This window comes from Stenotrophomonas sp. STEN031, assembly GCF_056759975.1.
On sequence record NZ_JBRREA010000009.1, the window covers coordinates 57,354 to 75,288 of the forward strand.

Genomic DNA, 17,935 nt, shown 5'->3' on the forward strand with positions numbered 1-17,935 from the left:
AAGGATCTGATGAACATCGGCGATACCCTGGACCGAACCACCCTCACCCTGCCACTGGCCCTGTCCGGCGGCACCACTACCAGCCTCGGCGAACTGGCCGGCCAATGGCTGGTGTTGTACTTCTACCCGAAGGACAGCACCCCCGGCTGCACCACCGAAGGCCTGGATTTCAACGCACTGCTACCCAGGTTCAAACGTGCAGGTGCGCAGGTGTTCGGCGTCTCCCGCGACTCACTGAAGTCGCACGACAACTTCTGCGTCAAGCAGGGCTTCAAGTTCCCGTTGATCAGCGACAGCGATGAAGCACTGTGCAGTGCCTTCGACGTGATCAAGATGAAGAACATGTACGGCAAGCAGGTGCGCGGCATCGAACGCAGCACCTTCCTGATCTCGCCCGATAGCCAGCTCGTGCAGGAATGGCGCAAGGTCAAGGTCGCCGGCCATGCCGATGCCGTGCTCGACGCACTGAAGGCCGCTCAAACCAAGTGACCCACCTCCTGTTCCAACCCACCCCATCGCCCTGCCCTGCAGGTGCGATGGCGTGACCCTGTCCCGCCACCAGGAATCGACGATGACCCGAGGCAAGCGCATCTACGTACTGGATACCAACGTGCTGATGCACGATCCGACCGCGCTGTTCAAATTCGAGGAACACGATGTCTACCTGCCCATGCAGGTGATCGAGGAGCTGGACAACGGCAAGAAGGGCACCACCGAAGCGAGCCGCAATGCCCGCCAGGTGAGCCGCTTCCTCAACGAGCTGATCGAACAGGCCGGCATCGGCAGTGTGCAGAACGGCGTGCCGCTGGCCCGCCCCAAGGGCCTGCAGCTGCGCGGCGCGCAGAGCGCCGGCAACCTCTACTTCCAGACCAGCCATTTCGAGGCCGGCAAGAGCTTTGGCAAGGTGATCCCGGACAACGCCATCCTCGGCGCCATCCTGGCCCTGAAGGAACAGCACCCGGAAACCCCGGTGGTGTTCATCTCCAAGGACATCAACCTGCGGATCAAGGCCGCCATCGCCGGCATCGATTCGGAGGACTACGAGAACGACCGCGCGCTGGACGATTTCAGCCTGCTCTACACCGGCGCCACCGTGCTGCCGGAGGATTTCTGGAAGAAGCACAGCGAAAGCCTGCGCAGCTGGAGCGACAAGGGCCGCACCAGCTACGAGATCCAGGCCGCCGACGACGAGGACTGGCATCCCAACCAGTACGCCTACCTGGCCGGCGATGACGAAGTGGAGCTCAAGGTCAGCAAGGTCGAGGGCGATGGCCGCATCACCTTGTCGGTGGTCAACGACTTCCGCCACGGCTCGCATTCGGTGTGGGGCATCACCGCGCGCAACCGCGAGCAGAACTTCGCCCTCAATGCGCTGATGGACCCGGAAATCGACTTCGTCACCCTGCTCGGCACCGCCGGCACCGGCAAGACCCTGCTGGCCCTGGCCGCCGGTCTGGCGCAGACCATGGATACCCAGCGTTACCGCGAGATCATCATGACCCGCGCCACGGTCAGCGTCGGCGAGGACATCGGCTTCCTGCCGGGCACCGAAGAAGAAAAGATGACGCCGTGGATGGGCGCCCTCACCGACAACCTGGAAGTGCTCACCCACAACCAGGACGGCGGCGCCTGGGGCCGCGCAGCCACCAATGACCTGCTGGCCAGCCGCATCAAGATCCGCTCGCTGAACTTCATGCGCGGCCGCACCTTCCTGTCACGCTACCTGATCCTGGACGAGGCGCAGAACCTCACCCCGAAGCAGATGAAGACCCTGATCACCCGCGCCGGCCCCGGCACCAAGATCGTCTGCCTGGGCAACGTCGAGCAGATCGACACGCCCTACCTCACCGAAACCACGTCCGGCCTCACCTATGCGGTGGACCGTTTCAAGAATTGGCCGCACAGTGCACACATCACACTGCGCCGGGGCGAACGCTCGCGTCTGGCCGATTATGCTTCGGAGGTCCTGTGAAACATCTGCGCACACTGTCCCTGCTGGCTGCGACAACACTTGCGTTGGCAGCCTGCACGCCGTCGAACACGCGCCCCGGCAGCGTGCCGACGGCGGTCAAGACCGGACAGTCCTGGGTCGTCACCCGCCCCGTGGTCGCCGCGCAGGTGCTGGACACCTGCTCGCGCGACAGCCCCGCCAAACATGCCGGTGAAGTCACCGGCTACTGGGCACCCAGCCGCGCCGATATCGACGCGCTGGAGAGCCGGCTGGCACAACTGCAGCCCAGCATTGCCGAGCCGGCCCTCTCCGGCCGGCAGTACGTGGGCTTCGAGTCCAGCGGCAAGCGCCTGATCTACATCAACGCCTTTACCCTGCCCGACCACAGCGACATCAACCCGGCCCGCGAAGCGATCCGGGTCTGCGATGGCGGCGCGCAGTTCTGGGGTGCGGTGTACGACCCACAGGCCGGTACGTTCTCCAGCATCGAGCGCAACGGCGCGCTGTCCACGCCCTGATCCGGCGTCGGCATGAAGGTCCGCCTGCCCACCTGGGTCTGGATTGGCGCGATCGTGCTGTCCTGCGTGGCCGGCATCGTCAATGTTGTCGGCTTCCTGGGGTTTGAGCACCAGGCCGTCAGCCACCTCACCGGCAGCACCAGCCAGCTCGGCATCGCCCTTGCGCATGCCGACTGGCGCTCGGTCGGCCACCTCTGGGGCCTGCTGATCGCCTTCGCCCTTGGCGCAGTGTTCAGTGGACTGATCATCCAGGACAGCACCCTGCAGCTTGGTCGGCGCTATGGCATCGCTCTGGCACTGGAATCGGCCTTGTTGCTGCTGGCCATCCCGCTGTTCAAACAGCAGCAGATCTGGGGCGCACTGGCCGCTGCCATGGCCTGCGGGCTGCAGAACGCCATGGTTACCACCTTCAGCGGTGCCGTGGTCCGCACCACCCACCTGAGCGGCATGTTCACCGACCTGGGAATCGGCCTGGGCCACCTGCTGCGCGGCCTGCCGGTGCCGATGCACCGGCTGACCCTGAATGGCCTGATCATCAGTGGCTTCCTGGCTGGCGGCATACTTGGTGCCTGGCTGTTCGCGCGCTGGCAGTACGATGCTCTACTGGTCCCAGCCGTACTGACCGGACTGAGCGGCCTGGGCTACGTGCTGTACCGCCAATGGGCAGTGCGCCGGCAAGCCTGAGGCAGACGAAGGACAAACCCTGCACAATCACCGCATGAGTCCTTCAACACCTGTTTCCGCCCTTACCATCGCCGGCTCCGACTCCGGCGGTGGTGCCGGCATCCAAGCCGATCTCAAGGCCTTTGCCGCACACCGCGTGCATGGCCTGTCAGCGATCGCCGCGCTCACCGCACAGCACACCCGCGGCGTCACAGCCGTGCACGTGCCACCGCTGCCGTTCCTGCAGGCGCAGCTGGATGCCTGCTTCGACGACTTCGACATCCATGCGGTCAAGCTCGGCATGCTCGCCAACGCCGACGTGATCCACCTGGTTGCCGATGTCCTGGAGCAGCGCTGCCCCACCCATATCGTGCTCGATCCGGTGATGGTCGCCACCAGCGGCGCCAAACTGCTGGAGGACAACGCACTACGCGCGATGCGCGAACGTCTGCTGCCCTTGGCCACCCTGCTGACGCCGAATACACCTGAAGCAGAACTGCTGCTTGGTCGTAGCATCAACAATGGCGATGAGGCGGAAGACGCAGCTGCCGCGCTGATCGAGATGGGTGCTGGCGCAGTGCTGCTCAAAGGCGGCCATCTGCTGGAAGGCAACCGCGTCATTGACCGTTATTTCGATGGCGTCAGCCGCGAAGAATTCAGCCACAGCCGGCTACCGGTGGATGCGCATGGCACCGGTTGCACACTGGCTTCGGCGATCGCTGCGCAGCTTTGCTGCGGACTGTCGCTGGCCAACGCCTGCGAAGCAGCCATCGACTACGTCGCGCGCGGCCTGCAGGGCGGCTACCACCCCGGCCGCAGCGAAGTGATGGTGCTCGATCACTTCGGCGCGGCGCGTCCGGCATGAGCGCAGACACGACGGCGCATGAGACATCGGCGCTGCAGGTCAGCAGCGCCGATGGCCACCGTTTCGAACTGCTGGCCTACCTGCCCGCACAACCCCGCGCCTGCCTGCTGTGGCTGCCAGCGCTGGGCGTGGCAGCGCGCCATTACCAGGCGTTCGCCGAAGCGCTCGCCGTCCACGACATTGCCGTGTTCCTGCACGAATGGCGCGGCAATGGCAGCAGCAGCTTGCGCCCGGATCGCAGCCACGATTGGGGTTACAGGGAGCTGCTGCAACTCGACCTTCCTGCCGCCGAAGCGGCTGTACATGCCACCCTGCCCGGCCTGCCGTTCCGGCTTGGCGGACATAGCCTCGGCGGCCAGCTCAGCTGCTGCTACGCCGGCCAGCGCGATGCCGGGCTCGACGCCTTGTGGCTGGTCGCCAGCGGCACGCCGTGGTGGCGCAGCTTTCCGCCACCGCGCGGCTGGCTGCTACCGCTGGCCTATCGTTTCCTGCCCTGGCTCGCACAACGCAATGGCACCCTGCCCGGCCGACGCGTCGGTTTCGGTGGCACCGAGGCACGTGGCTTGATACGCGACTGGGCGCGCGTGGGCCTCAGCAACCACTATGCGGCACAGGGAATGCCGATCGATCTTGAAGCAGGCATGCGTCGTATCAGCGCACCGACGCGCGCCGTGGTGCTGGACAACGATTGGCTGGCGCCGGTCAGTTCGATGCAACAACTGCTGGCAAAGCTTCCAGCGTCGGCACACCGCCTGAAAGTAGTGTCATCATGCGAATTGGGTGCACGTGCCGACCACTTTCATTGGATGAAATCACCACAGAACGTGGCTTCGGCACTGATTCATCCCGAAGATTAAGAAATTTTCACAAAACCGTTGACGCAAACATCTCAAATCCGCATAATCTCGCTCCTGGCAACGACGCGCTCGTAGCTCAGTTGGATAGAGTACCTGGCTACGAACCAGGTGGTCGGGAGTTCGAATCTCTCCGAGCGCACCATGTCAGAACGCAGATTCAATCTGCACCGCTTCAAACTACAACAGCAATGTTGAGCGCTCGTAGCTCAGTTGGATAGAGTACCTGGCTACGAACCAGGTGGTCGGGAGTTCGAATCTCTCCGAGCGCACCAATACCAAAAACAGCAGGCATTGCCTGCTGTTTTTTTATGCGTGTTTTTAGCAGACAAGTCCGTAGTGCCGAGCCATGCTCGGCAGAGGCGTTACCGGGAAAGCTCCAGCCGAGCATGGCTCGGCTCTACAGCGGCACCCCATCGCACCCTGCACGCCCTTCAGCGCGCACCAGCGACGCAGGAGCGCGAGCACTGTAGTGCCGAGCCATGCTCGGCAGAGGCTTTCCCAGCAGCACATCAGCACAGCACCACCCCGCCCTACACACCTCCAGAGGCGCATCAGCACCTGCAGGAGCGGCGCAAGCCGCGAAGCTGACACCACTGAAATCACCCACGCAGGCCCGCAACCTGATCGAGCATCAGCTTCGCGGCTTACGCCGCTGCTACAAAGAAGCGAATGCGCTTCGGCGCAAGCAGCGCTGTGCCGCGCCATGCGCGGCAGAGGCATTATCGGAAGGGTCTCTGCCGAGCATGGCTCGGCACTACAGTGCGACCACCAGCACAGCCCCGCCGCACCCCACAGTCGCGCAACCCCATTGCTCGCGCCACACACGACAGCCCCGAGAAAGAAACTCTAAGAAACCGCAACTGAAAAACCCACAGGCACAAAAAAGCCCCGATAAAGGGGCTTTTTTGAAACTGGCGGAGTGAGAGGGATTCGAACCCTCGATAGAGCTTTTAACCCTATACTCCCTTAGCAGGGGAGCCCCTTCAGCCACTCGGGCATCACTCCGTTTCTCTTGCCCCGCTGCGTGTATTCCTAAGCGGGGCGCGAAGAATAACGTTAAACGAGGTGAAAGGTAAACCCCTTATTCGGAAGTTTCTTCACTTCCCGGAGTCGCGGGCTCATCGCCACGCTGGATACGCTGGAAAATCTCCTCGCGATGGACAGCAACGTCCTTCGGCGCGGTAATACCGATACGTACCTGGTTGCCCTTGACGCCGAGCACGGTCACGCTGACCGAGTCGCCGATCATCAAGGTTTCGCCTACTCGGCGAGTCAGGATCAACATTGTGTAAATCTCCATGGAACCGGTGGGTTTCCCACCGGCATTGGCGCGCTTCGAGCTATGCGCCCCACGACAAAGGGGAAAAGACTCCCAATGTTACCGTCAGGGCGCAAACACCTTCAAGGTGCACGACTTGTCACATTCAGGCCAGATGCGGCTTGACCCATGCCACGACGCCCTCAAGGGCCGCCACCAGCTTGGGACCATCCTCACCGCCACCCTGGGCCATGTCCGGACGACCGCCGCCCTTGCCGCCGATCTGGGCGGCAACATGGGCCAACAGCTCGCCCGCCTTGACCTTGCCCAGCGCCGCACCATTCACGCCCGCCACAAGCGCGGCCTTGCTGTCCTGCACACCGGCCAGCACGATGATGGCGTCGCCCAGCTGCTGCTTCAGGCGATCCATCGCGTCCCGCAGCGCCTTGGCATCAAAACCTTCCAGACGCACCGCCAGCACCTTCACGCCGGCCACATCGACCGCCGAGCCGCCGAGATCCGCGGTGGCACCAGAGGCAACCTTGGCCTTCAGGGCTTCCAGTTCGCGCTCCAGCTTCTTCTGCCGCTCACCCAGCTGGCGGATCTTGTCGACCACGTCGCCGGCACTGCCGCCGAGCAGCTGCGCCGCTTCGTGCAGGCGTGCCTCCTCGTCGGCCACATAGTCCAGGGCGCCCTGCCCGGTCACCGCCTCGATACGACGCACGCCCGAGGACACACCGCCCTCGGAAGTGATCTTGAACAGGCCGATATCGCCGGTCCGCGAAACATGGGTGCCGCCGCACAGCTCGGTGGAGTACTCGCCCATCTTCAGCACACGCACGTTCTCGCCGTACTTCTCGCCGAACAGTGCCATGGCACCGAAGTCCAGCGCTTCCTGCATGCCCATGTTGTGCACTTCGGCCGCGTTGTTGGCACGCACCTGTTCGTTGACCTTGCGCTCGATGACGGCCAGTTCTTCGGCGCTGATCGGCTGGAAGTGCGAGAAGTCGAAACGCAGGCGATCCGGCGCCACCAGCGAGCCCTTCTGCTGCACGTGGGTGCCCAGCACTTCGCGCAGGGCGGCGTGCAACAGGTGGGTAGCGGAGTGGTTGAGGATGGTGGCGCTGCGACGCGCAGCGTCGACCGCACCCGCCAATACGTCACCAACCTTCAGTGCGCCCTGCTCCAGCTTGCCGACATGGCCGTGGAACTGCCCAGCGAACTTCTGCGTGTCACTGACAGCCAGCTTGACGCTGTCAGCCGACAGCACACCGGTATCGCCGACCTGGCCACCGGACTCGGCATAGAACGGGGTCTGCGCAGTGAACACGATGACCTCATCGCCCGCCTGCACGGCGTCGACGGAACGACCGTCCTTGATCAGCGCGACAACCTTCAGGCCATCAGCCTGCAGGCGGTCGTAGCCGAGGAACACCGTCGGGCTGAGGCTGGCAACAAGTTCGGCGGAAAGCGTCACGCCGCCACCGAACTTGCCGGCAGCACGCGCGGTCTCGCGCTGGTGCTCCATCGAGGCATCAAAACCGGCCATGTCCACCGTCATGCCACGTTCGCGGGCGATGTCGGCGGTCAGGTCGACCGGGAAGCCGTAGGTGTCATAGAGACGGAACGCGTCGACACCCGGGATGACGCCATCGCTGACCTTGGCCGCAACGTCATCAAAGATCTTCATGCCCGAATCGAGGGTTTCAGCGAAACGCTCTTCTTCAGCCAGCAGTGCACGCACGACGGTGTCGGCCTGCGCCGGCAGTTCCGGGTAGGCCTCGCCCATCTGCTCGATCAGGGTCGGCACCAGCTTGTTGAAGAACGGCTGGCGCACGCCCAGCATCCAGCCATGGCGCAGGGCGCGGCGGATGATACGCCGCAGGACGTAACCACGGCCTTCGTTGGACGGCAGCACGCCATCGACGATCAGGAAGGAACAGGCACGGATGTGGTCGGCGATGACCCGCAGCGACTTGTTCTCCAGGTCGGCCATGCCGGTCAGCTCGGAAGCCTTGCGGATCAGCGCTTGGAACAGGTCGATTTCGTAGTTGGTGTGCACGTGCTGCAGGATCGCCGCCAGGCGCTCCAGGCCCATGCCGGTGTCCACGCACGGCGCCGGCAGCGGCTGCAGCGAACCGTCTGGCTGGCGATCGAACTGCATGAACACCAGGTTCCAGATTTCGATGAAGCGGTCGCCATCTTCATCCGGCGAGCCCGGCGGGCCACCGGCGATATGCTCGCCGTGGTCATAGAAGATCTCGGTACAGGGACCGCAGGGACCGGTATCGGCCATCTGCCAGAAATTGTCCGACGCGAACGGCGCCCCCTTGTTGTCACCGATGCGTACGATGCGCGATTCCGGGATGCCAATCATGTCGCGCCACAGCGCGTAGGCCTCGTCATCGGTCTGGTAAACGGTGACCAGCAAGCGATCCGCCGGCAGCTTCCAGACCTGGGTCAGCAGCTCCCAGGCCCAGGCAATGGCGTCCTTCTTGAAGTAGTCGCCGAAGGACCAGTTGCCCAGCATTTCGAAGAAGGTGTGGTGGCGGGCGGTGTAACCGACCTGGTCCAGATCGTTGTGCTTGCCGCCAGCACGCAGGCAGCGCTGGACGTCGGCCGCGCGCACATAGCTGCGCTTTTCCGCGCCAAGGAACACGTCCTTGAACTGCACCATGCCGGAATTGGTGAACAGCAGGGTCGGGTCGTTGCCCGGCACCAAGGGTGCCGACGGCACGATGGTGTGGCCCTTGCCCTTGAAGAATTCGAGGAAGTCAGCGCGGATCTGGGAAGTAGTAAATTTGGCAGGTGTATTCATGGGGACTGGCGGTAAGCTGGCAAACGGGTCCCGGCAGCCTGTGCAGGCGCGGGAATTCGGGACAACCGAAACCCTGAAAGGGTATCAGGCCCAGCCCGCCCAGTCCTCATCAGTCCTCGGGATCGTAGCGACTGGCCTGACGGATGCAGTTGCCATCAAACCCGCGCCGGGCCAATAGATCCGCGGCTTTGCGCCGCTGTGCCAGATCTTCCGGGCCACTGGCGCCAAAACGGCGGCATACCAGCTCACGCGCGTTTTCAGTCCAATCGCCTTCAAACGAGGCCATGGCGGCCTCGATCAACTCGCTATCCAGTCCGTGGGTGCCCAGCTCTGCGCGGATGTGCAGCGGCCCGTAGCCGCTTGCTGCACGGCTGTGAACCAACGACTGGGCAAAACGGGTGTCATCCTGCCAGCCTTCATCGGCCAGCTTGGCCACCGCCGCATCGACCGCATCAGGATCCACACCGCGGGACTTGAGCTTGCGGCCAAGCTCCTTGCGCGAGTGTTCACGCCTTACCAAAAGCCCCAAGGCACGCTGCAACGGCGTCTGCTGGCGCCCCCGCTTGCTTTTGCCCGCAGGCTGATCATCGATTTCCGTCATCGTGCCCACCACGCTCTATTCCGCCACGACCAACCCCGCCCCATCCGTGGCGCGGGATCTTCATGGACAAAATGCCGCAGGAGCGGACGACGTCACTGACGATGCGCCGCCCGCCCCCGCGGGAAAATCACTCCTCGCCGTCCTCGTCGTCGCCTTCTTCACGCGCCGCTTCGGTGGGCTGGAACTTTTCGCGCAGCTCGGCCTCGAGGCGGGCCGCAACCTGCGGGTTGTCACGCAGATAGCCGCGGGCGTTGTCCTTGCCCTGGCCGATGCGCTCCTCGCCGTAGCTGTACCAGGCACCTGCCTTGTCGACCAGCTTGGCATCCACGCCCATGTCGATCAGCTCACCTTCGCGGGAGATGCCTTCGCCATAGAGGATTTCGGTGATGACCTGCTTGAACGGAGGCGCCAGCTTGTTCTTGACGACCTTGATCTTGGTCTGGTTGCCAATGATCTCGTCGCCCTTCTTGATCGCACCGATACGGCGGATATCCAGGCGCACCGAGGCGTAGAACTTCAGCGCGTTGCCACCGGTGGTGGTTTCCGGGCTCTGGCCCGGCATCATCACGCCGATCTTCATGCGCAACTGGTTGATGAAGATGACCAGCGTATTGGAGCGCTTGATGTTGCCGGTCAGCTTGCGCAGCGCCTGGCTCATCAGGCGGGCCTGCAGGCCCGGCAGCTGGTCGCCCATTTCGCCTTCGATTTCAGCACGCGGGGTCAGCGCGGCAACCGAGTCGACCACCACGATGTCCACCGAGCCCGACCGCACCAGCATGTCGGCGATTTCCAGCGCCTGCTCGCCGGTGTCCGGCTGCGACAGCAGCAGGTCGTCTACATTGACGCCCAGCTTGGCGGCGTAGATCGGGTCCAGTGCGTGCTCGGCGTCGATGAAGGCAGCGGTGCCGCCCAGCTTCTGGCATTCGGCAATGGCCTGCAGGGTCAGGGTGGTCTTGCCGGAGGATTCCGGACCGTAGATCTCGACCACGCGGCCCTTGGGCAGACCGCCGATGCCCAGTGCGATGTCCAGCATCAACGAGCCCGTTGGGATCACTTCGACGGGTTCGACAACACGGTCGCCCATACGCATTACCGAGCCTTTGCCGAACTGCTTTTCGATCTGACTCAGTGCGGCGGTAAGTGCGCGCTTCTTGTTCTCGTCCATCGTGTTCGTCCTCGGGGTTGATTTCGTTGATTTCGTCATGGGGTCCACTGTAGGGGTGTCGTATCGCACAGGCTGAGACTGCAACCGAGACGACAAAATTATTTGGCCGACAAGGATACCGACAGCAGCCCAAACACCCGCCCTAAGTAAGGAAAACAGTCAGTTGCGGCTGCGGAATGCGCAGATCCGGGCTCAGTTGGTTTCAATTCCGCGCGCCTCACACCGGCCGGTTTCAGCGATTTGGCCTGAGCAGGCCGCAATACAGCCCTTCGATGGAGAAATCCTGGTCGGGCAGGACCTCGATCGGCGCGTAGTCCGGGTTGCGCGGCAGCAGGCGGATCCGGTCCTTGGCGATCTTCAGCAGCTTGACCGTGATCTCATCGTCGATGCGGGCGACCACGATCTGCCCGGAAACGGCATCACGGGTGCGATGCACACCGATCAGGTCGCCATTGAAAATGCCTTCATCGATCATCGAATCACCCTGCACTTTCAGCAGGTAATCCGGCGCCGGCGAGAAAAACACCTTGTCCAGCACGACGTAATCGTCCGAGCCGATGTCCGCGCCAATCGGCAGACCAGCAGCGACCCGACCCAGGATCGGTAGGCGCAGCACATCGTCATTGGCAGCCTGCGCCGGCGCATGCGACTCGTTATCGCCCTCGCCTTCCTGACGCAGCAGGCGGATGCCGCGGGCACGGCCGGGAACGCGCTCGATGGCGCCAGCCGCTTCCAGTGCGTCCAAGTGGTACTGGGCCGAGCGCACACCCTTGAAACCAAAGGCGCGGGCGATCTCGGTCTGCGATGGCGGCATGCCCTCGGCCTCGATGCGCTCAGCGATCAAGTCGAGGATGGCCTGCTGGGTGTCGGTGAGGTTCATGGTTAGTAGTATTACTACTAACAAAAAGATCTGCAAGCCCCCCGGCGAAGATCAGTGGTGGCGACCGCTGCGCCAGATCGAGAACAGTATCCACACCCCGCAAATGCCCGCACCGACGAAGCCGCCCAGGCCGAGCGCCAGGAACCAGCGGCTGGAAAGCCCACCTACGCTGTGCATCACGATCGAGGAGCCAATGATCAGGGCAGCCGTAATGACACCGACCACCAGGCGGTTGGCGGCGCGGTTCACCTGATCGCCAAAGCCCTGCAACGCCGTGGTTTCCACGCGCAGCTTCAACTGCCCGCGCCTTGCAGCCTGCACCAACCGGCGTAGATCGCGTGGCAGTTCACCGGCGAGATCCAACATCCCCAGCAGGCTGCGGCGACCACGCTTGAGCAGCGCCTTGGGCGCATAGCGCTGCAGCACCACCCGTTCCAGGAATGGGCGCGCCGCACTGGCCATGTCGAAGTCCGGATCCAGCTGCCGGCCCATGCCTTCCAGGGTCAGGAAGGCCTTGATCATCAGCGCCAGGTCGGCCGGCAAGGTCAGGCTATAGCTGCGCAGCAGCTGGGTGATGTCACCGAGCATCAGGCCGATGCGCAGATCCTTCAGCGGCACGCCGCGGTATTGATCGACGAATTGGCTGATGTCCTGTTGCAGGCGGCCTTCGTCGACTTCCACACCGCCAGCCCAGTCCAGCAGCACATCGGCAACCACCTGCGGCTCCTGCTCGACCAGCCCGTGCAGCAGCTGCGCGACCTGGAAACGGCGCGTTTCGGACAGCGCACCGACCATGCCGAAGTCGATCACGCCGATGCGGCCGTCGCGCATGTAGAAAATATTGCCGGGATGCGGATCGGCATGGAAATAGCCGTCTTCCAGCACCATTTTCAGCACGATATCGGCGCCACGCCGGGCCAGCGCTGCACGATCCAGACCGGCGTCGTCGACGGCCTCCAGCTTGCGGCCGGGAATGCCATCAACGAAGTCCTGCACGTTGAGGCTTTCGCAGGTCCACTGCCAGTGCACGCCGGGAATCAGGATGTCATCGCGGCCATCGAAGTTGCGTGCGATGCGCTCGGAATTGCGGCATTCGGCGGCGAAATCCATCTCGCTGCGCAGCGACTGGGTGAACTGCTGCACCACTTCCGCCGGCCGATAGCGGCGCAGATCCGGCAGGCGTGCCTCGACGATCTCAGCCAACCGCGCCAGCAGCCGAAGGTCTGCTTCAACCACGTCGCGAATGCCGGGCCTGCGCACCTTCAGCACCACTTCGCGGCCGTCGTGCAGACGTGCGCGATGCGCCTGCGCCAAGGAGGCGGCAGCCATCGGGGTTTCATCCAAGAAGGCGAACACCTGCGCTGGAGGCGCTCCCAGATCGGCCTCCAGCTGCTCGCGGATCGCGGCATAGGGCAGCGCAGGCACTGCGTTCTGCAGCTCGGACAGCTCGGCGATCCACTCCGGCGGCAAGAGGTCCACGCGCGTGGCCAGCACCTGACCAAGCTTGACGAAGGTCGGCCCCAGTTCCTGCATCGCGCTGCGCACGCGCACTGGCGCGGTCATCCGCAGCATCTGCTGGCTGTCGTTCCAGCGCACCAGCCGGCCCGCGCGTTCCAGCACCGAAGCCAGGCCCGTACGCCGCACCACGTCGCCGAAGCCATAGCGGATCAGGACTGCCGCTATCTCCTGCAAGCGGCCCAGATCACGTACCGTGCCCAGTGTTTCCCACATCGCAACTTATCCCGGTTGGTGGCCGGACCAGCATGTCACAGATGCTCGTCGATGCCCCGCAGTGCCGCCGCCACGGTTTGCCGCCGTATGGCATCACGGTCGCCATCGAACTGGAACAACTGCGCACGCGCATAGCCACCGCGGCGCTTCCAGCCTATCCAGACGCTGCCGACCGGTTTGTCCGGGCTACCGCCGCCGGGGCCGGCGATGCCGGTCACCGCCACCGCGATGCCCGCACCGGAGTTGATCAACGCGCCGGCCACCATTTCCAGCACGGTTTCACGACTGACCGCACCGAACTGCTCCAGGGTCTGCGCGCGGACGCCAAGCAGGCGCTGCTTGGCTTCGTAGCTGTAGACCACCATGCCGCAGTCAAAGAACGCAGAGGAGCCTGCGATATCGGTCATGCTCTTGGCAATCCAGCCGCCGCTGCAGCTTTCCGCGGTTACCAACTGCAGGGCGGCGTGCTGCAGGCGTTCGCCGAGCGCGGCGGCCAGGGCATTGAGATCGGCATCGGTTGGATTGGACATTGCGATAGGGGGGCTGGACGAGAACCCCTATGTTTTACCGCAGATGGCGCCCGCATGGGAGTTGCAGGAGCGGCGTAAGCCGCGAAGCCGACACATCATCAGATTGCACGGGTGCTACCAGCTTCGGGAACCCCTGCTTCGCGGCTCACGCCGCTCCGGCTAAACAAGACAGCCGGCACGAGGCCGGCTGTCTCTTTCCGCCCGAATCACCATTCGGGCAGCTTTTCCGGCAACAGCGGCCGGATCACCGCGCCGTCTTCGCTTGCCGCCAGCTTCTCGGCTTCGGCAATCGGGATATCCACGTCGATCAGCCAACCTTCCTCATCAGCCTGTTCGCTGCGGATGACTTCCAACTGGTGCAGGCGTGCCCGCAGACGGCCAGCACTTGGCGGCAGACGGATCTGGCCAGTGACATGCTGCAGGCCCAGACGCTTGCCCAGTACCGATTGCAGCAGCTCCAGCCCACGGCCATCGCGCGCGGAAACCCATACCCGCTCGCGCCGTGATTCATCCGGCACGCCATCCTGTGCGTCGTGGCGCACTTCCGCACCTTCGATGCGATCAATCTTGTTGAACACCAGCAACTGCGGCAGGTCACCCGCGCCTACGGCCTCCAATACCTCATCGACCTGGGCGATACGCTCCTCGCGCAACGGATCAGCGGCATCGACCAGATGCAGCAGGAAATCCGCCTCACGCGCTTCGGACAGGGTCGAGCGGAACGCCGCCACCAGATCGTGGGGCAGGTCGCGCACGAAACCGACGGTGTCAGCCAGCATCGCGTTGCCGCCGGGCAGCGTGATACGCCGCACGGTTGGGTCCAAGGTCGCAAACAGCAGATCGGCCGCGTAAGCACCTGCGCCGGTCAAGGCATTGAAAAGCGTGGACTTGCCAGCGTTCGTGTAGCCAACCAACGCGATACGCGGCATTTCGCTGCGCACGCGCGCGCGCCGCATCTGGGTGCGCTGCACCTCGACCTTTTCCAACCGTTTCTGCAGCTGTTCCACCCGCTTCTGCAGCAGGCGACGGTCGGTTTCCAGCTGGGTTTCACCCGGGCCACGCAGGCCGATGGAACCACCGCGCTGACGCTCAAGGTGGGTCCAGCCACGGACCAGCCGCGTGGCGATATGCCGCAGCTGGGCAAGCTCGACCTGCAGCTTGCCTTCATGGCTGTGCGCACGTTGGGCGAAGATGTCCAGGATCAGCCCGGTACGATCAATGACCCGGCGTTCCAGGTAGCGCTCCAGGTTGCGCTCCTGCACCGGGCTGAGCTGGTGGTTCACCAGCACCAGATCGGCGCCAGTGGCATCGGCGGCAGCCTTCACTTCCTCCAGCTTGCCGCTGCCGATCAGGGTGGAGGGGTTCGGCCTGTCCATGCGCGCACTGATGGTCGCGGCGATGCTCGCCCCGGCCGAGCGCGCCAGATCGGTGAACTCCTCCAGTACATCTTCTTCCAGCCGGCCAACATGCGGCTGGATCAACAGCGCATGTTCGCCCTTCTTCGAGCGGTCAAACATGCGCCGCCACCTGCTTATTCGTTGTCGATATCGTCATCGCTTGCCTGAGTTCCATCACCCGACTGCACGTAGCCACCACCCGGTCCCACGCGCACGTTGCGCGCCGGCACCACGGTGGAGATGGCGTGCTTGTAGACCATCTGGCTGACGGTATTGCGCAGCAGCACCACGAACTGGTCAAACGACTCGATCGTGCCCTGCAATTTGATGCCATTCACCAGGTAGACCGAAACCGGCACGCGCTCGCGGCGCAACGCATTCAGAAACGGATCCTGCAAAGACTGCCCCTTGGACATCGTCTACTCCTCGTTATTGTTTTTATGGACCGGACCGATGGCGGCATCCCCTGCCCGTCCGGAACCCCGATGGTACACCGCCGCGCGCCCGCTCAGCCTTCCACAAAGCGGGAAACCGCGTTCCGCACACCAGACATGTCCCGAACAGGGTCAAACCAGCGCGCATCCAGCTCACCACGCAGCCAGGTGAGCTGGCGCTTGGCCAGTTGGCGGGTGGCGAACACGCCCTTGTCGCGGAACTCGGCGGCTGTGCCCTGCCCGTCCAGGAACTGCCAGGCCTGCCGGTAACCCACCGCACGTACCGCTGGCAGGTCCAAGGGAGCGGCCACCGCTGCCATCTGCGGCAGCGCGCGCAGTGCCCGCACCTCATCCAGGAAACCGCGCTCCAGCATCAGGTCGAAACGGCGCTCGATGCGCTGGTGCAACACGGCGCGATCGGCCGGCGCCAGCACCAGTTTCAGCACCCGCGCCGGCAGGCGCGCGATTCCCGGCATCGCCTGCCAATGGCTGATCGGCTTGCCGGTCAGGCGATACACCTCCAGTGCCCGCTGGATACGCTGCGGGTCGGTGGCATGGATGCGCGCCGCAGCTACCGGATCGACCTCCGCCAATTGCGCATGCAAGGCCGGCCAGCCGCAGACCTCCGCCTCGGCGGCAATGGTCGCCCGCAGGCCGGGATCGGCCTCCGGCATCGGCGACAGGCCTTGCAGCAGCGCGCGGAAATACAGGCCGGTACCGCCCGCCAGGATCGGTACTTTGCCGCGCGCAACGATGTCACGCACGGCCTCGGTCGCATCCGCCGAAAATTCAGCCGCCGAATAGGTCTGCCAGGGATCACGCAGATCCAGCAGGTGATGGCGGATGCCATCCTGCTCGATGGCATCGGGCTTGGCAGCACCGATCTCCAGGCCACGGTAGACCAGGGCCGAATCGACGCTGACAATCTCGCCGTCGTAAGCCTTGGCCAGGGCAATGGCCGCAGCGGTCTTGCCCGAGGCGGTCGGCCCCATCAGGGCAACGGCCAAGGGGCGCTGATCGATACCCATCAATCCTCGTCCGGCCAACGCGGCATGGCCGGCCTGGCAGCCCGCGGGGCCGGCACCGCATCAAACGCAGCCAGCACCTTGAGCGCATCGACGGTCGCAGCGACGTCATGCACGCGCACCACCATCGCACCTTTCTGCACTGCCAGCAGGTGCGCGGCCAACGAACCGGCCACACGTTCGCTGGCCAGCAGCCGACCGGTGACATCACCGATGCAGCGCTTGCGCGAAAAACCCGCCAGCAACGGTGCGCCCAGATCGTTCAGGCGGTCCTGTGCAGCAAGCAGGGCGAAGTTCTGCGCAGTGTCCTTGTTGAAGCCATAACCCGGGTCCAGCAGCAACCGCTTGCGCCCGATGCCCGCCATTTCGGCGGAAAAGATCCGCTCGGCGAGGAAACGCTGCACATCGCCGGCAACGTCAACGTAGGCCTGCGCAACGCCTGCATCGTACGGCCCGCCCACCGCGTGCATCAGCACCACTGCCGCCTTCGACGCGGCAACTACCTCCATTGCCCCAGGCTGCTGCAGGGCCTGCACGTCGTTGATCATGTGCGCGCCAGCGGCCAACGCGGCGCGCATCACCTCCGGCTTGAAGGTGTCCACACTCAGCGGCACGGCCACCTGCGGGAGCAAGGCTTCGATTACCGGCACGACCCGATCGATCTCCTCCTGCACGGATACCGGGCTTGCCCCCGGGCGGGTGGATTCGCCACCGATATCAAGCAGATCGGCACCTTGCTCCACCAATGCCAACGCATGTGTGACGGCGGCGACGGTATCCGCATGCTGGCCACCATCGGAAAACGAATCCGGAGTGACATTGACGATACCCATCACCTGCGGCCGATCCAGCCGCAGCGTACGGTCGCCACACTCCAGGGTGGGATGAACATCAAACATGGGCGCTCCAGCACACTGCAACAGCCGCTAGTTTAAGCCAGCGCAGCCACGCCCAAACGCGCGCATGGACAGGCTCGGGACAGCGCGGCAACCGCTCAATCCTTGTTGCGGGCGCGGATCCGGCTGCCGATCAGGCTGAGGATCACGCCCAGCACCACGCCAATGAAGATGCCGGCCAGGAAGTTGTTGGTCTTCACCCCGAAACCGACGCCGGCCACGGTGGCGATGATCATCTCCGGCACGTTGGCCGAGGGTGCCTTGGGCGGCGGCGCGGAATCATTCATGAGGCATAACCAGAGAAAACCAAAGTCCCGCTATTCTCGCCCAGCCTGACCGCAGGCGC

Annotated in this window: 18 protein-coding genes and 3 tRNA genes; 8 read left to right on the forward strand and 13 right to left on the reverse strand. The window is 64.1% G+C overall.

The features are described from left to right. Positions 1 to 9 precede the first annotated feature (9 nt). The 8 genes from ACVOLQ_RS06130 (at position 10) to ACVOLQ_RS06165 (ending at position 5,126) form a co-directional block, all read left to right on the forward strand. The gene (locus ACVOLQ_RS06130) at positions 10 to 489 is read left to right on the forward strand and encodes a peroxiredoxin (protein ID WP_481527463.1); all 480 of its coding nucleotides are present in this window, start codon (positions 10 to 12) and stop codon (positions 487 to 489) included. An 82-nt stretch (positions 490 to 571) separates the two neighbouring features. Further along, positions 572 to 1,972, forward strand: coding sequence for a PhoH family protein (locus tag ACVOLQ_RS06135; protein WP_481527496.1), 1,401 nt, complete (start codon positions 572 to 574; stop codon positions 1,970 to 1,972). Between the two features lie 5 nt (positions 1,973 to 1,977). Continuing rightward, entirely contained in the window at positions 1,978 to 2,469 is a 492-nt protein-coding gene (locus ACVOLQ_RS06140; protein ID WP_481527497.1) for a hypothetical protein, read from the forward strand. A 12-nt stretch (positions 2,470 to 2,481) separates the two neighbouring features. Further along, positions 2,482 to 3,153 (forward strand): YoaK family protein, encoded by a 672-nt coding sequence (locus ACVOLQ_RS06145; protein WP_481527464.1) that lies wholly within the window; start codon positions 2,482 to 2,484, stop codon positions 3,151 to 3,153. A gap of 34 nt (positions 3,154 to 3,187) precedes the next feature. Further along, on the forward strand, positions 3,188 to 3,997 hold the full coding sequence (thiD, locus tag ACVOLQ_RS06150; protein WP_313492600.1) for a bifunctional hydroxymethylpyrimidine kinase/phosphomethylpyrimidine kinase: 810 nt from the start codon (positions 3,188 to 3,190) through the stop codon (positions 3,995 to 3,997). After that, complete coding sequence (locus ACVOLQ_RS06155; protein WP_481527465.1) at positions 3,994 to 4,854, forward strand: alpha/beta hydrolase family protein; 861 nt, start codon at positions 3,994 to 3,996, stop codon at positions 4,852 to 4,854. The genes thiD and ACVOLQ_RS06155 overlap by 4 nt, the downstream gene beginning before the upstream one ends. Positions 4,855 to 4,919: 65 nt before the next feature. After that, positions 4,920 to 4,996: transfer RNA gene (locus ACVOLQ_RS06160), tRNA-Arg, on the forward strand. Between the two features lie 53 nt (positions 4,997 to 5,049). Further along, a tRNA-Arg gene (locus ACVOLQ_RS06165) sits at positions 5,050 to 5,126 on the forward strand. Positions 5,127 to 5,766: 640 nt separating this feature from the next. On the opposite strand, the gene ACVOLQ_RS06170 is transcribed toward ACVOLQ_RS06165, so the two are convergent. The 13 genes from ACVOLQ_RS06170 to ACVOLQ_RS06230 form a co-directional block, all read right to left on the reverse strand. Beyond that, positions 5,767 to 5,859, reverse strand: a tRNA-Ser gene (locus ACVOLQ_RS06170). Between the two features lie 76 nt (positions 5,860 to 5,935). Next, positions 5,936 to 6,139 (reverse strand): carbon storage regulator CsrA, encoded by a 204-nt coding sequence (csrA, locus tag ACVOLQ_RS06175; protein WP_057628248.1) that lies wholly within the window; start codon positions 6,137 to 6,139, stop codon positions 5,936 to 5,938. A 139-nt stretch (positions 6,140 to 6,278) separates the two neighbouring features. Continuing rightward, positions 6,279 to 8,930 (reverse strand): alanine--tRNA ligase, encoded by a 2,652-nt coding sequence (gene alaS / locus ACVOLQ_RS06180; protein ID WP_481527466.1) that lies wholly within the window; start codon positions 8,928 to 8,930, stop codon positions 6,279 to 6,281. A gap of 109 nt (positions 8,931 to 9,039) precedes the next feature. Then, a complete protein-coding gene (gene recX / locus ACVOLQ_RS06185) occupies positions 9,040 to 9,531 on the reverse strand; it encodes a recombination regulator RecX (protein ID WP_313171571.1) in 492 nt (163 codons plus the stop codon). 127 nt (positions 9,532 to 9,658) lie between these two features. Next, positions 9,659 to 10,696: a recombinase RecA gene (recA, locus tag ACVOLQ_RS06190; RefSeq protein WP_313171569.1), complete on the reverse strand. Its 1,038-nt coding sequence runs from the start codon at positions 10,694 to 10,696 to the stop codon at positions 9,659 to 9,661. Between the two features lie 232 nt (positions 10,697 to 10,928). Further along, on the reverse strand, positions 10,929 to 11,576 hold the full coding sequence (lexA, locus tag ACVOLQ_RS06195) for a transcriptional repressor LexA (RefSeq protein WP_481527467.1): 648 nt from the start codon (positions 11,574 to 11,576) through the stop codon (positions 10,929 to 10,931). A gap of 51 nt (positions 11,577 to 11,627) precedes the next feature. Further along, a complete protein-coding gene (gene ubiB / locus ACVOLQ_RS06200; protein ID WP_481527468.1) occupies positions 11,628 to 13,307 on the reverse strand; it encodes a 2-polyprenylphenol 6-hydroxylase in 1,680 nt (559 codons plus the stop codon). A 35-nt stretch (positions 13,308 to 13,342) separates the two neighbouring features. Beyond that, the gene (locus ACVOLQ_RS06205) at positions 13,343 to 13,837 is read right to left on the reverse strand and encodes a CinA family protein (protein ID WP_481527469.1); all 495 of its coding nucleotides are present in this window, start codon (positions 13,835 to 13,837) and stop codon (positions 13,343 to 13,345) included. Between the two features lie 206 nt (positions 13,838 to 14,043). Next, complete coding sequence (gene hflX, locus ACVOLQ_RS06210; RefSeq protein WP_313171562.1) at positions 14,044 to 15,354, reverse strand: ribosome rescue GTPase HflX; 1,311 nt, start codon at positions 15,352 to 15,354, stop codon at positions 14,044 to 14,046. Positions 15,355 to 15,368: 14 nt separating this feature from the next. Beyond that, positions 15,369 to 15,650: an RNA chaperone Hfq gene (hfq, locus tag ACVOLQ_RS06215; RefSeq protein ID WP_313171558.1), complete on the reverse strand. Its 282-nt coding sequence runs from the start codon at positions 15,648 to 15,650 to the stop codon at positions 15,369 to 15,371. Positions 15,651 to 15,742: 92 nt separating this feature from the next. After that, entirely contained in the window at positions 15,743 to 16,696 is a 954-nt protein-coding gene (gene miaA, locus ACVOLQ_RS06220) for a tRNA (adenosine(37)-N6)-dimethylallyltransferase MiaA (RefSeq protein ID WP_481527470.1), read from the reverse strand. Beyond that, positions 16,696 to 17,592 carry a dihydropteroate synthase gene (gene folP, locus ACVOLQ_RS06225; protein ID WP_481527471.1) on the reverse strand — a complete coding sequence of 299 codons (897 nt, stop codon included), beginning with the start codon at positions 17,590 to 17,592 and terminating at the stop codon, positions 16,696 to 16,698. Before folP ends, miaA begins: the two co-directional genes overlap by 1 nt. A gap of 95 nt (positions 17,593 to 17,687) precedes the next feature. After that, entirely contained in the window at positions 17,688 to 17,876 is a 189-nt protein-coding gene (locus ACVOLQ_RS06230) for a hypothetical protein (protein ID WP_313171552.1), read from the reverse strand. Between the last annotated feature and the right edge of the window lie 59 nt (positions 17,877 to 17,935).